The 12,687-nt window shown below is 68.9% G+C and carries 10 protein-coding genes; 2 read left to right on the top strand and 8 right to left on the bottom strand.

The genetic code is table 11. The features are described 5' to 3' along the window. Positions 1 to 392: 392 nt before the first annotated feature. Complete coding sequence (locus OG917_RS25955; protein WP_328320047.1) at positions 393 to 1,025, top strand: hypothetical protein; 633 nt, start codon at positions 393 to 395, stop codon at positions 1,023 to 1,025. 175 nt (positions 1,026 to 1,200) lie between these two features. On the opposite strand, the gene OG917_RS25950 is transcribed toward OG917_RS25955, so the two are convergent. The 7 genes from OG917_RS25950 to nrdR all read right to left on the bottom strand — a co-directional run bounded on the left by OG917_RS25950 (position 1,201) and on the right by nrdR (position 9,157). Beyond that, positions 1,201 to 1,854 carry a hypothetical protein gene (locus OG917_RS25950; protein WP_328320045.1) on the bottom strand — a complete coding sequence of 218 codons (654 nt, stop codon included), beginning with the start codon at positions 1,852 to 1,854 and terminating at the stop codon, positions 1,201 to 1,203. A 96-nt stretch (positions 1,855 to 1,950) separates the two neighbouring features. Continuing rightward, on the bottom strand, positions 1,951 to 2,661 hold the full coding sequence (locus OG917_RS25945) for a ribonuclease HII (RefSeq protein WP_328320043.1): 711 nt from the start codon (positions 2,659 to 2,661) through the stop codon (positions 1,951 to 1,953). Positions 2,662 to 3,093: 432 nt separating this feature from the next. Next, positions 3,094 to 4,023 carry an ADP-ribosylglycohydrolase family protein gene (locus OG917_RS25940; RefSeq protein ID WP_328320041.1) on the bottom strand — a complete coding sequence of 310 codons (930 nt, stop codon included), beginning with the start codon at positions 4,021 to 4,023 and terminating at the stop codon, positions 3,094 to 3,096. Positions 4,024 to 4,035: 12 nt separating this feature from the next. Beyond that, positions 4,036 to 4,695: a histidine phosphatase family protein gene (locus OG917_RS25935; RefSeq protein ID WP_328320039.1), complete on the bottom strand. Its 660-nt coding sequence runs from the start codon at positions 4,693 to 4,695 to the stop codon at positions 4,036 to 4,038. Positions 4,696 to 4,741: 46 nt separating this feature from the next. Beyond that, positions 4,742 to 5,347 carry a YdbC family protein gene (locus tag OG917_RS25930; RefSeq protein WP_328320037.1) on the bottom strand — a complete coding sequence of 202 codons (606 nt, stop codon included), beginning with the start codon at positions 5,345 to 5,347 and terminating at the stop codon, positions 4,742 to 4,744. A 286-nt stretch (positions 5,348 to 5,633) separates the two neighbouring features. Further along, positions 5,634 to 8,519 carry a vitamin B12-dependent ribonucleotide reductase gene (locus tag OG917_RS25925; RefSeq protein ID WP_328320035.1) on the bottom strand — a complete coding sequence of 962 codons (2,886 nt, stop codon included), beginning with the start codon at positions 8,517 to 8,519 and terminating at the stop codon, positions 5,634 to 5,636. A 125-nt stretch (positions 8,520 to 8,644) separates the two neighbouring features. Further along, a complete protein-coding gene (nrdR, locus tag OG917_RS25920) occupies positions 8,645 to 9,157 on the bottom strand; it encodes a transcriptional regulator NrdR (RefSeq protein WP_328320033.1) in 513 nt (170 codons plus the stop codon). Positions 9,158 to 9,698: 541 nt separating this feature from the next. Here nrdR and lexA point away from each other — a divergent pair. Beyond that, entirely contained in the window at positions 9,699 to 10,493 is a 795-nt protein-coding gene (gene lexA, locus OG917_RS25915) for a transcriptional repressor LexA (protein ID WP_328320031.1), read from the top strand. A gap of 195 nt (positions 10,494 to 10,688) precedes the next feature. On the opposite strand, the gene OG917_RS25910 is transcribed toward lexA, so the two are convergent. Continuing rightward, complete coding sequence (locus tag OG917_RS25910) at positions 10,689 to 12,659, bottom strand: ATP-dependent DNA helicase (protein ID WP_328320029.1); 1,971 nt, start codon at positions 12,657 to 12,659, stop codon at positions 10,689 to 10,691. Positions 12,660 to 12,687: the final 28 nt, after the last annotated feature.

Genomic DNA, 12,687 nt, shown 5'->3' with positions numbered 1-12,687 from the left:
CAGCACGAGCGGGCGCGGCACGAGGCAGCCACGGCGCCGCTCACCTCTGCGGACGACCCCGTACTTCCGGTCGACGACCGGTCAGCGAGTGGCTGGACGCGAGCCGCCACAGCCCGGCCGCTGTGCCGGTCCTGGGGCGGGGGAAGTGCTCCCGCTGGTCCTCGCCGTCCGGGGACGACGGCAGGAGTCGCCCGGCACCGACGTGGGCAGGGATATGTGAGTCATACCCGAAGATTCCCGTCAGTCGCGTGAATTGCTCGTTGCCGCCTGCCCGTACGGCAGGAAGAATCGGGACTGCTCCCGCACGGCCCTCTGTGGTTCGGATGGACTGTGTCCCGGCGCGCCTCACCCGTCCCTGCCCGCACCGTGGGTGCGTTCGCGAAGGGAGGACCGTGACCTTCGACTTCGCTCCGTCCGACGCCCTGACAGCCTCTTCGACCTCCCTGTCCGGCGACGCGGGCCACCGCACCGGGCGCCTGCTCGAACCTGCCGAATGGGCTGCCGCAGGCATACCTCTGCTCCGCAGCCCCCGCGATGTCGTAGCTGGTCTGCACTCCCGGCACCATCCCACCCCGTCGACCGCCGTCGTCGCCGTACTCGATCATGAGGAACGGGTCGTTGCCAGCGCCTCGTTCCGACGTCGCGCCACCGCGGCGGACGGCTGGGACTTCCGCAACGCGCTCCTCGCGCATCTGCGCCGGGTCATCCCGCACGATCTCCGCCGTCGCACGCCGGTACGCACCGCCGTACTGCTCTACTGCCGCGAGGGGGACGAGCGGTGGACCGAGGAGGACGGTGCGTGGATGTGGGGCCTGCGCGACGCCTGCACACTGCACGGGCTGCGCTGCGGGGCCTACATCACGCTCACCCGGGGCGGCTGGCAGGTGCTGGGCGAAGGCCGCGGCGGGCGGCGTCCCAACTCTCTTTCCCGGCCTGCCGACCTCGGCGGCAGTGGGACGGACTCGCCCTCCGCGCCGCTCCGTTCGGGCGCGCCGGCTGCACTCCGGCGGGTCGCGGCCCGCTGAACGCGGCTGCACGCGGGCAGCCAGTACGGCAGGCCGGGCCAACGGCATCAGGCCCGGCGTTCGCTGAACGGCCGTCATCACCGGTCAGCCCTTTCCGCCTGGTGGACCTGCCCCGGACATGCCTCCGCCCGGCCTGCTCCTTACCGGAGACGGCCGGGCGGACGGGACGTACGGTTCAGACGCCGGCGCCGAGCACGGCGTTGACCCGCTGCGGGTCGCCACAGACGATCAGCAGCGCTCCCGCGCACTCCCTGGCCGCGGGCAGCACCTGAGCCACGACGTCGTCGGTGCCGCCGTTGAGAGCGACCACCACGACAGGACGGGCCTTCGCCCGGCCCACGGCGGCAGCGCTCGCGTAGAAGACGTCCTCCTGGGCATCCTGCTGTGCCCAGTAGGCGGCTTCGCCGAAGGACAGCTCGTGCGCCGCCCACGGGTGCTGCTCACCAGTGGTGAGCAGCAGGACTTCGCCCGGTGCACGACCGGTGTCGAGCAGCAGGTCGACCGCTTCCTCCGCCGCGTCCAGTGAACCGTCCGCCGAAGCGGGGATCAGCTGGATCTGCGGCGCGGAAGCGTCTGCCGGCGGGGTCTCGGGACGGACGGCCGGCCGGTTGTCCTGCCGGTTGTCCGAACGCTGGGAAGAGGCTGTCCGCTGCACGGGAGGCGCAGGCCTGGCAGCGGGACGGGGCCCCGGGCGGGCGGGACGGGGTACGGCCGCGGGACGCGGACCGGGTACGGGACGAGGGGTCGACGCATTTCGGCCTGCGGCCGGAGCAACGCGGGGACCCTGGGCGCTCTCGTGAATCTGAGGCTCCTCGGGGATGAGAGGCATGAATGGATGTCTATCAAACGGCGGTGCACGAGGCACCACCGGGTGGGCACGTCAGTGCGATTCGGACGGAGTCTTCTCCGCCGGTCCACTGAAAGTTCAGAAATCGAAGCCGAGTTGGCCCCCGCTTTCCAGCGCGACGGCCTCTGCGGGGGAACGGGGCTTCTTCAGATGCCGCCACTGGGGCAACCCGTCCAGGTAGGACCAGGACAGCCGGTGGTGCGGGGTGGGCCCCCGCTCCTCCAGTGCAGCTTTGTGTACAGGCGAGGGATAACCCGCGTTCGCTTCGAAGGCAAAGCCCCCGCACGCATCGGACTCGGCGGCGAGCTCCGCCATCATCGCGTCCCTGCGCACCTTGGCGATCACCGAGGCGGCCGCGACAGCGATGCAGGACTGATCGCCCTTGATCACCGTACGGACCCGCCAGGGAACGCCGAGGTAATCGTGTTTGCCGTCGAGAATCACCGCGTCAGGGCGCACAGGAAGCGCTTCGAGCGCCCGCACCGCGGCGAGCCGCAGCGCTGCTGTCATCCCCAGACCGTCGATCTCCTGCGGAGAGGAGTGCCCGAGCGCGAAAGCAGTGACCCACGTTTCGAGCAGCCCCGCCAGCACCGTGCGGCGCTTGGGGCTGATCAGCTTGGAGTCGGTGAGTCCGGCCGGCGGTCGACGCAGTCCGGTGACTGCGGCGCAGACGGTGACGGGGCCGGCCCAGGCCCCGCGTCCGACCTCGTCGACGCCGGCGACGGTCTTGGCACCCGTCGTGGCGCGCAGTGAGCGCTCGACGGTGTGTGTGGGTGGTTCGTACGGCATGGCGCCAGCCAGGTTACGCCGCCGGGTACCCGCAGCGACACCCCGGTACCGCACCCGGATTCAGCCACTGTCGCGACGGAGCGGCGACGCCGTCACCGCGCCGGCCACCGGGACGACGCAGACAGCTAAGGATTTGCTGCCGCACACCCTTTTTCCATGCGGCATCAGCTCCGAAACGCACGGCAGTTCAGCGCTCCCCGCCCACCGAGGCGGACGCCTGCACGCCATTTCCTCAGCCTCATCACTTCTTTGAAGCATTACCTGGAGGGCTCGCCGATCGCGGGCGGTCGACTCGCGAGACCGCCCGACGGCCGACCGATCGCATCAGCGAAGCATAATACGCGGCGCAAATCCGGGGACGGGGAACCGGGCGCGGAGAACCGGGCACCAAGAACAGCGCGTCAACGCTTCACGTGCCCCCGCCGCATCGGCTCAGGACAGGCCGGACGGTGTCCACTCGGGGAGTTCCTCGGTCCGCTCCAGCCATCCGGTGGGCGGCATCCCGCCCACCGCGGCGGCCACGACGCCTCCCGCGATCGCACAGGTCGTGTCGACGTCACCGCCCACCTGGGCAGTCGTCCAGAACACGCGCTCGAAGTCGCCGAGGCCCCGCGCGGCCGACCACAGCGCGAACGGCACGGTGTCGTGCGCGCTGGTCCGCCGGCCGCACCCCAGCACCGCGGCGACGGTGCCCGCGTCGTCGTAGTCCAGCATGTCCTTGGCCCGCCGCAGCCCCGCTCCCACGGCGCTGCGCGGGACCAGCTCGATCACACCCGCCAGCAGCGCGTCGCCGGACGGGGGCCCCGTGGGGTCGGCGGCCAGGGCTGCGGCAGCAGCCACCGCCATGCTCCCCACCACGGCCTCGCGGTGCTGGTGAGTCGTGTACGCGGAGATCTCGGCCTGGTGTGTGGCCTGCTCAGGGTCGTGGGCGTACCAAGCGCCGAGCGGGGCGATCCGCATCGCGGCGCCGTTCCCCCAGGAGCCCTGGCCATTGAAGAGGGCACTGGCCAGTTCCCGCCAGTCGCCGCCCTCCCTGACCTGGCGCAGCATCCGGTTGACCGCCGGACCGTAGCCCCGGTCGAAGTCATGGTGCCGGGCGAATGAAGCGGCGAGTGCGTCCTGGTCGATCCGGCCATCGGAGGCCAGTACGGCCAGCACCGAGCAGGCCATCTCGGTGTCGTCGGTCCACTGCCAGGTGCCGGTGGGCAGCTCACGCCGGGCCAGCAGCGGATAGTTGTCCGGGACGAAGAACTGGGAGCCCAGAGCGTCGCCTACGGCGAGCCCGCGCAGGCTGGACCGGGCGCGCGCGAAGGCGTCGGGAAGAGATCCGGAAACGGTGGGAAAAGCGGAGTCAGCGGTCATCTCGCCCCCACTCTAACCGGTGGTGCCGTACGGTTCCGGAACGCGCCAGTGGTCGAACGGCCGGTCCATCGTGTACTTGCCGTCCGCCCCCAGCACCAGCGTCCGCGAGTCCGCGTTCCCGGGGTTGGACAGTGCCTCGAACTCCGCGACCGACCAGTGGAACCAGCGCATGCAGAAGAGCCGCATCGTCAGTCCGTGGGTGACCAGCAGGACGTTCGGCGGGTGATCCGGCGCCTCGAAACTGCGGTGGAGGCTCTCCAGGAACGACCCGACACGGTCGTAGACATCGGCGCCGGACTCGCCCTGGGCGAAGCGGTAGAAGAAGTGGCCGTAGGCGTCGCGGTACGCCTTCTGCAGGCGTACGTCGTCGCGGTCCTGCCAGTTCCCCCAGTCCTGCTCCCGCAGCCGGGGCTCCTCCCTGACCCGTACCCGCCCGGGATCGAGGCCGAAGGCCCGGAAGGTCTCATGGGTGCGCCGGTAGGGCGAGACGTAGGCACTCACCTCCTCGGGGCCGAAGAGCCGGCGCAGCCGCTCCCCCGTCGCCTCCGCCTGGGTCCAGCCGCTCGGGGTGAGGCTCAGCGCGTGGTCGGGTTCGCGTTCGTACACCGTGTCGTCAGCGTTGCCCTCCGACTCCCCGTGCCGGACGAGAACGATGCGTTGTGGTCGTGCCATGCCAAGACAGTAGATCGAATCGGCGCCGGCTGCGCCGACGGGCCCCTCACACGGTCCAGGCCGGTTCCAGCTGAACGACGTCTCCCGCCAGCGCCGCCACGTCCGCGTCGGTCTGGGCCCGGAGCGAGAGCCGCTCGATCCGCTCCGGCCGGTACTTCCCGCGCTCGGCCGCGGAGCGCCACATCGAGAGCACGAGGAATTCGTCTCCGGGCGCCTCTCCGAACAGCCCGCGCAGCATCCCGGGCGACCCGGCCATCGCCGGGTTCCAGACCTTCTCCTGCATCAGGGCGAAGTGCTCGGTCCGCTCGGTGTGCACCCGGCAGTGCGCGATGCGGACCACATCCGCGTCCGTGAAGCGCGGCTCGAACCCCGAACCCACGTCGAAGCGGTGCTCGAAGAGCTTGGCCTGCATGTCCTTGTGCGTGCCCGCCTGAGCGGCAGCGAGCCGGTCGTGCGCGCGGGCCATGAACGAGTCGTAGAAGGGCCGGCTCTCCCAGAAGGTGAAAACGTGCGCCACACGCTGCCTCCCGCGACTCCAACCGCCCCCCTGACCCCGGAATCCCGGCTCACCCAGCAGCCCCGCCCACCTCCGCTGCCCCTGTTCGAACCCTCTGGGGTCTGTCACCGTGCAGCGAATCCACTTGACCAGCACCGCGCCATAGTACGGCCAGGAGGGTGACGCAGGTCCCGGTCCGGCGGAGCGCATCGAGATCTACTGCCACAAACATCCGATCGGCTTGCACTACTGATCACATAGTCGGGAGTTCCGGTCAACTGAATGTCAGCGGTGCTCTGTTCACCTGCCCCGGCGGCGGTCCGACGGCAGACCCTGCCGGGGTACGCGGAGAGGGCACCGGCCGGTGGCCGGTGCCCTCTCCAGCGCGTTCGGCGCCCTCGGCGCCTCTCGCTCAGCCGCGTGTCAGCCGCGGATCACTGTGTCAGCTGCAACCGCTGGTCGAGCCGCAGCCCTCGCAGAGGTAGCAGCTGCCCGCACGGCGCATCTTCGTACCGCAGGAGAAGCAGAGCGGAGCGTCGGCGTTCAGGCCGAGCGTGATCTCCATCAGCTCCGTCGAATTGTGCGCCTGCTTCGGAGCGGGCACCTCGGCAGCGGCCTCCGGCTGCGGCGCGGCCGCCTTCGGGGCCTCCACCTGACGCGGTGCGGACTGGGACAGTCCCTCCACATCCACGTCGTCGTCACCGGGCTCGTACGAACCGGTGTCCAGGTGGCGCTGGCGCTCCGCCGCCGAGTGGATACCCAGCGCCGAACGCGTCTCGAAGGGCAGGAAGTCGAGCGCCAGACGGCGGAAGATGTAGTCGACGATCGACTGCGCCATCCGCACGTCCGGGTCGTCCGTCATACCGGCCGGCTCGAAGCGCATGTTGGTGAACTTGGAGACGTAGGTCTCCAGCGGCACGCCGTACTGCATACCGACCGAGACCGCGATCGAGAAGGCGTCCATCATGCCCGCGAGGGTCGACCCCTGCTTGGACATCTTCAGGAAGACCTCGCCGAGGCCGTCGTCCGGGTAGGAGTTCGCCGTCATGTACCCCTCGGCGCCGCCCACCGTGAAGGAGGTGGTGATCCCGGGGCGGCCCTTCGGCAGGCGCTTGCGGACCGGGCGGTACTCGATGACCTTCTCGGTCTTCGGCTCCGCCGTCTGCTCGGTGCCCGCCGAGGACTTGGTCTTGGCGGAGAGCGGCTGGCCGACCTTGGAGTTCTCGACGTAGACGGCGAGCGCCTTGGTGCCGAGCTTCCAGCCCTGGAGGTAGATCTCCTCGACGTCCTCGACCGTGCTGGACGCCGGCATGTTGACCGTCTTGGAGATGGCACCCGAGAGGAACGGCTGGGCCGCCGCCATCATCCGGACGTGGCCCATGGGCGCGATGGAACGCTCGCCCATGGCGCAGTCGAAGACCGAGTAGTGCTCCGGCTTGAGGCCCGGGGCATCCACGACGTTGCCGTGGTCGGCGATGTGGGCGACGATCGCGTCGACCTGCTCCGGCTGGTAGCCGAGGCGCTTGAGGGCCTTGGGGACCGTGTTGTTCACGATCTGCATCGAGCCGCCGCCGACGAGCTTCTTGAACTTGACCAGCGCCAGGTCGGGCTCGACGCCGGTGGTGTCGCAGTCCATCATCAGGCCGATGGTGCCGGTCGGCGCGAGCACCGAAGCCTGCGCATTGCGGAAGCCGTTCTTCTCACCGAGACGCAGGACGTCCTGCCAGGCCTCCGTCGCCGCGGCCCAGACCGGGCTGTCCAGGTCGTCGGTGCGCTTGGCCGACGCGTTGGCGTCCGAGTGCTGCTTCATGACGCGCTTGTGGGCGTCCGCGTTCCGGGCGTAGCCGTCGTACGGGCCGACGACCGCGGCGAGCTCGGCGGAGCGCCGGTACGAGGTACCGGTCATCAGCGAGGTGATGGAGCCGGCCAGCGCACGGCCGCCGTCGCTGTCGTACGCGTGTCCGGTCGCCATGAGCAGCGCGCCGAGGTTGGCGTAGCCGATGCCCAGCTGGCGGAAGGCGCGGGTCGTCTCGCCGATCTTCTCGGTCGGGAAGTCGGCGAAGCAGATCGAGATGTCCATCGCGGTGATGACCAGCTCGACGACCTTGGCGAAGCGCTCGGCGTCGAACGACTGGTTGCCGCGGTCGTCGTCGCGCAGGAACTTCATGAGGTTGAGCGAGGCGAGGTTGCACGACGAGTTGTCCAGGTGCATGTACTCGCTGCACGGGTTGGACGCGGTGATCCGGCCCGTCTCGGGCGAGGTGTGCCACCGGTTGATGATGTCGTCGTACTGGATCCCGGGGTCGGCACAGACATGTGCGGCCTCGGCCATCTTGCGGAAGAGCGCCTTGGCGTCGACCTTCTCGATGACCTCGCCCGTCATGCGCGAGCGCAGACCGAACTGGGCCCCGGCCTCGACGGCGTGCATGAACTCGTCATTGACGCGGACCGAGTTGTTGGCGTTCTGGTACTGGACGGACGTGATGTCGTCGCCGCCCAGGTCCATGTCGAAGCCCGCGTCGCGCAGGGCGCGGATCTTCTCCTCTTCCTTCACCTTGGTCTCGATGAAGGCCTCGACGTCCGGGTGGTCGACGTCGAGGACGACCATCTTGGCCGCGCGGCGGGTGGCGCCACCGGACTTGATCGTCCCGGCGGACGCGTCGGCGCCCCGCATGAAGGAGACCGGTCCCGAGGCGTTGCCACCGGAGGAGAGCAGCTCCTTGGAGGAGCGGATACGGGAGAGGTTGAGACCGGCGCCCGAGCCACCCTTGAAGATCATCCCCTCTTCCTTGTACCAGTCGAGGATGGACTCCATGGAGTCGTCGACCGAGAGGATGAAACAGGCGCTGACCTGCTGCGGCTGCGTGGTGCCGACGTTGAACCAGACCGGCGAGTTGAAGCTGAAGACCTGGTGCAGCAGCGCGTACGTGAGCTCGTGGTCGAAGAGCTCGGCGTCCTCCGGCGAGGCGAAGTAACCGTTCTCCTCGCCGGCCTTGCGGTACGTCTTCACCACACGGTCGATGAGCTGCCTGAGGCTGCTCTCGCGGTTCTCAGCGCCCACAGCGCCGCGGAAATACTTGCTGGTGACGATGTTGACCGCGTTCACCGACCAGAAGTCGGGGAACTCGACGCCACGCTGCTCGAAGTTGACCGAGCCGTCGCGCCAGTTGGTCATGACGACATCACGGCGTTCCCAGACGACCTCGTCGTACGGATGCACGCCGGGAGTGGTGTGGATGCGCTCGCTGCGCAGCCCCTGCCGATTAGCAGCCGCCTTGGCTCCCTTCGCGCGGGAACCTCGTGCCGGGCCGCTCGCCGTCTCTGTCATGCCGCCTCCCATATGCGGGCTAAAACGCCCAAAAGTGCCCAGTTCTTCCCATGGCACTGTGTCTGTCTGACACCTGCGGCGCAGGAAGCACCGCAGGCAGGTCTGTATGCGCCGACCCCGGGGGGTCAGTCGGTGGCAGTGGCGGGCACGGGGACCGCTGGGGTCCCTCCGCACTCGCATCCCACTGCGGGGGGCTGCGCGTCGCGGAGCTCCGCGATGGCGGCCTCGAAGTCTTCGAGCGAATTGAAGGCCCGGTAGACGGACGCGAAACGCAGATACGCGACGAGGTCGAGTTCCTGCAACGGGCCGAGTATGGCAAGCCCGACGTCGTGAGTGGTCAGCTCGGCGCCCCCGCTGGCGCGCAGCGCCTCCTCGACCTGCTGGCCGAGCTTGGCGAGAGCGTCCTCGGTGACCGGCCGCCCCTGGCACGCCTTGCGCACGCCCGAGATGACCTTCGTACGGCTGAACGGTTCGGTGACCCCGCTGCGCTTGATCACCATCAGCGAAGCCGTCTCGACCGTGGTGAAACGGCGGGAGCAGTCGGGGCACTGCCGACGCCGGCGGATCGACGTGCCGTCGTCCGTGGTGCGGCTGTCGACAACACGACTGTCAGGGTGCCTGCAGAAGGGGCAGTGCATGGTTCCCGAGCCTCCTTCGCAGTACGACTGAATAGCCTCGCCAGGCCCGGAACGAGCCCCTCGAAGCAGCCCCAAGCATAGGCGATGACCCGAGGCGGGGAAGACCAGGGACCACAACTTCTGGGCGGCTGTTTCAATCCAACCACTAGATCTGGGGTTCAGCCCCGAATTCCCGGCAGAGCGTGTCGCGCTCGGCCGCCGCGGCCGCCCGGCTCGCAAGAGGGTACGGGAAGGCCATCGGCCGCCGGACCGGGGGCCGCATCACCGACAGGGCGGGGCGGACGGAACGGCGGTCGATGACAGACTGGACATCCCTCGCGACACTCCGCACCGGACCGCCCCCGAAGCACGCGGCGCGACCGGCGGACGGTACCGTAATCGACCGAATTGCCTTTCGGTCACGGCAGCGCTCATACACCCGCCACTGTGCTCACGTGAAGGCTATTTTATTTTTTCACTCGAACGTGTGTTTGGCGCAACCTTTCGAAAGCCACTACCGTTGTCCAACCAGGGAGAGAAAATCTCGAGAGGGGCCGACGACGTGACCACGACCGCAGACACCGCCACCATCACCGCCCAGGACCGTTCGCAGAACCGACTCGAGCCGGGGCATGCCATGAACGACGCAGCACAGGGGCCCGAAGGTCAGCTGCCCCCGCGCCCCGCACGCTCGCTTCCCGGACGACCTCCCGGCATCCGGGCGGACAGCTCCGGGCTCACGGACCGGCAGCGGCGAGTGATCGAGGTGATCAGGGATTCCGTGCAGCGTCGTGGATATCCGCCCTCCATGCGCGAGATCGGTCAGGCGGTGGGGCTGTCCAGCACCTCGTCAGTCGCTCATCAGCTGATGGCTCTGGAGCGCAAGGGCTTCCTGCGCCGCGACCCGCACCGCCCCCGGGCGTACGAGGTCAGGGGCTCCGATCAGCCGAGCACCCAGACCACCGACACCACAGGCAAGCCCGCCGCTTCGTACGTGCCCCTGGTCGGCCGGATCGCCGCCGGTGGCCCGATCCTGGCCGAGGAGTCGGTCGAGGACGTCTTTCCGCTCCCCCGGCAGCTGGTCGGCGACGGCGAGCTGTTCGTTCTCAAGGTCGTCGGGGACTCGATGATCGAGGCCGCGATCTGTGACGGCGACTGGGTCACGGTGCGACGCCAGCCCGTCGCGGAGAACGGCGACATCGTGGCGGCCATGCTGGAGGGCGAGGCCACGGTCAAGCGCTTCAAGCGCGAGGACGGCCATGTGTGGCTGCTGCCTCACAACGCCGCCTACCAGCCGATTCCCGGTGACGAAGCCACCATCCTCGGCAAGGTGGTGGCTGTGCTCCGACGCGTGTGAGTTCCGCGTCGGCCCTGAACAGGGATCCGGAACTCACTGCGCCGGTTCCGGGTCCCTGCCTTTTCTCCGTATTTTCCTTTCGCGCTTTCCGGCGTGCTTCTCCATGCTTCCCGTTCGTATCGCCAGTTCTCGCTGTGCCATACAGGTTCTGAAGCATTCCTCGCACGCTGCCACGCGGTGGAGTGCCGACGAGGACTACTTGTCGGCTTCCTTGGCCACAGCGTCGATCGCGGCAAGAGACCGCCGGACCTGGTTGCGGTCCGTTGTGAACCAGAAATCGGGCAACGAAGCCCTGAGATAGCTGCCGTAACGCGCGGTGGCCAGCCTGGGATCCAGTACGGCGACGACACCCCGGTCCCCCATGGCCCTGACCAGCCTGCCGGCGCCCTGCGCCATGAGCAGGGCCGCATGGGTCGCGGCAACGGCCATGAACCCATTGCCCCCGTTCTCCTCGACCGCCTTCTGCCGAGCACTCATCAGCGGGTCGTCGGGGCGGGGGAAGGGGATCCTGTCCATCACGACGAGCTGGCAGCTGGGCCCCGGGACATCGACTCCCTGCCAGAGGGACAACGTCCCGAAGAGGCAGGTCTCGGGCTCAGCGGCGAAATTCTTGATCAACTCACCGAGCGTCTCCTCGCCCTGGAGGAGTACCCGCTTGTCCTGCCTGCTGCGGAGCTCCTCAGCGGCTGCCTGAGCGGCCCTCATGGAGGAGAAGAGGCCCAGCGTGCGACCACCCGACGCCTCCACCAGTTCGGCGAGCTCGTCCAGCATGTCCGTACGCGAGCCCTCGCGGCCGGGGGCCGACAGATGCTTGGCGACGTACAGGATGCCTTGCTTCGCGTAGTCGAAGGGCGAGCCGACGTCCAGGCCCTTCCACTGCGGGGCGTCCTCTCCTCCGGTCCCCTCGGGCGAGAGGCCGAGGGAGGCGCCGACCCCGTTGAAGTCACCGCCGAACTTGAGCGTCGCCGAGGTGAGGACGACCGAGCGGTCGGCGAAGAGCTTCTCCCGGAGCAGCCCCGACACCGAGAGCGGCGCGACACGCAGCGAAGCACCGAAACGGTCGTGGCGCTCGTACCAGACGACGTCGTACTCGGAACCCAGGGTGACCCGCTCGGCGACATCGTGAATGGACTCGACGGACGCCAGAGCCTGTTTCCGTACGACGTCCTCGTCCTGTACGGACTTGTCCCGGGTGGAGCCGAGAGCCGAGATGACCGTCCGGGCTGCGTCGCGCAGTGACATCAGCGCATAGCCGAGGTCTTCGGGAATCTCTTCGAGCCGACCGGGCAGGGCCAGCTCCATGACACGTTCGAAGGTTTCGGAAGCCGTCTGCAGGGAGTCTGCGGCCTTCTCGTTGACGAGCTTCGCCGCGCGCCGCACCGCCCTGTTGACCTGGCCCGGAGTGAGCTCGCCCGTCGCCACACCGGTGACCCGGGAGACCAGTTCGTGGGCCTCGTCGACGATGAGCACCTCGTGCTGCGGCAGGACCGGGGCGCCCTCGATCGCATCGATCGCGAGCAGGGCGTGGTTGGTCACGACGACATCGGCGAGTTTGGCGCGCTCACGAGCGGCTTCGGCGAAGCACTCGGCCCCGTAGGCGCATTTGCTCGCCCCCAGGCACTCCCGCGAGGAGACGGAGATCTGGCCCCAGGCGCGGTCCGAGACGCCCGGAGTGAGATCATCACGGTCACCCGTCTCCGTCTCGTCCGCCCAGTCCCGCATACGCAGCAGGTCCTGGCCGAGCTTGCTGGTGGGGGCGGCGGCCTCGAACTGGTCGAACAAGCCGTCCTCCTCTTCCTGCGGTACGCCCTCATGGAGGCGGTGCAGACAGAGGTAGTTGGACCGGCCCTTCAGCATGGCGAACTGAGGTCGCCGACGCAGCAGCGGATGAAGGGCTTCGACCGTACGCGGGAGGTCCCGCTCCACGAGCTGCCGCTGGAGAGCGAGTGTCGCGGTGGCCACGACGACACGCTCGCCATGGGCCAGCGCGGGCACCAGATAGCCCAGCGACTTTCCGGTACCGGTGCCGGCCTGGACCAGCAGGTGGGCGTTGTCGTCGACTGCTTCGGCAACAGCCTCGGCCATGGTGACCTGGCCGGGCCGCTCCGTACCGCCCACAGCGGTGACGGCGGCGTGCAGGAGCTCGGGGAGGGAGGGCTTCGTCATAGCGGAACCACCCTACGGGGCAGCACTG

The sequence above is a fragment of the Streptomyces sp. NBC_00388 genome, from assembly GCF_036061255.1.
In the GTDB taxonomy this organism is placed as follows: Bacteria; Actinomycetota; Actinomycetes; order Streptomycetales; family Streptomycetaceae; genus Streptomyces.
The sequence above is the reverse complement of the archived record's forward strand: the minus strand, read 5'-3'. Positions and strand labels throughout refer to the sequence as shown.

Excerpts from the sequence above, each read along its gene's own strand:
- nrdR (WP_328320033.1), bottom strand. The coding sequence starts at position 9,157 with ATGCACTGCCCCTTCTGCAGGCACCCTGACAGTCGTGTTGTCGACAGC.
- OG917_RS25950 (WP_328320045.1), bottom strand. The coding sequence starts at position 1,854 with ATGCCTCTCATCCCCGAGGAGCCTCAGATTCACGAGAGCGCCCAGGGT.
- OG917_RS25910 (WP_328320029.1), bottom strand. The coding sequence starts at position 12,659 with ATGACGAAGCCCTCCCTCCCCGAGCTCCTGCACGCCGCCGTCACCGCT.
- OG917_RS25935 (WP_328320039.1), bottom strand. The coding sequence starts at position 4,695 with ATGGCACGACCACAACGCATCGTTCTCGTCCGGCACGGGGAGTCGGAG.
- OG917_RS25925 (WP_328320035.1), bottom strand. The coding sequence starts at position 8,519 with ATGACAGAGACGGCGAGCGGCCCGGCACGAGGTTCCCGCGCGAAGGGA.
- OG917_RS25940 (WP_328320041.1), bottom strand. The coding sequence starts at position 4,023 with ATGACCGCTGACTCCGCTTTTCCCACCGTTTCCGGATCTCTTCCCGAC.
- OG917_RS25945 (WP_328320043.1), bottom strand. The coding sequence starts at position 2,661 with ATGCCGTACGAACCACCCACACACACCGTCGAGCGCTCACTGCGCGCC.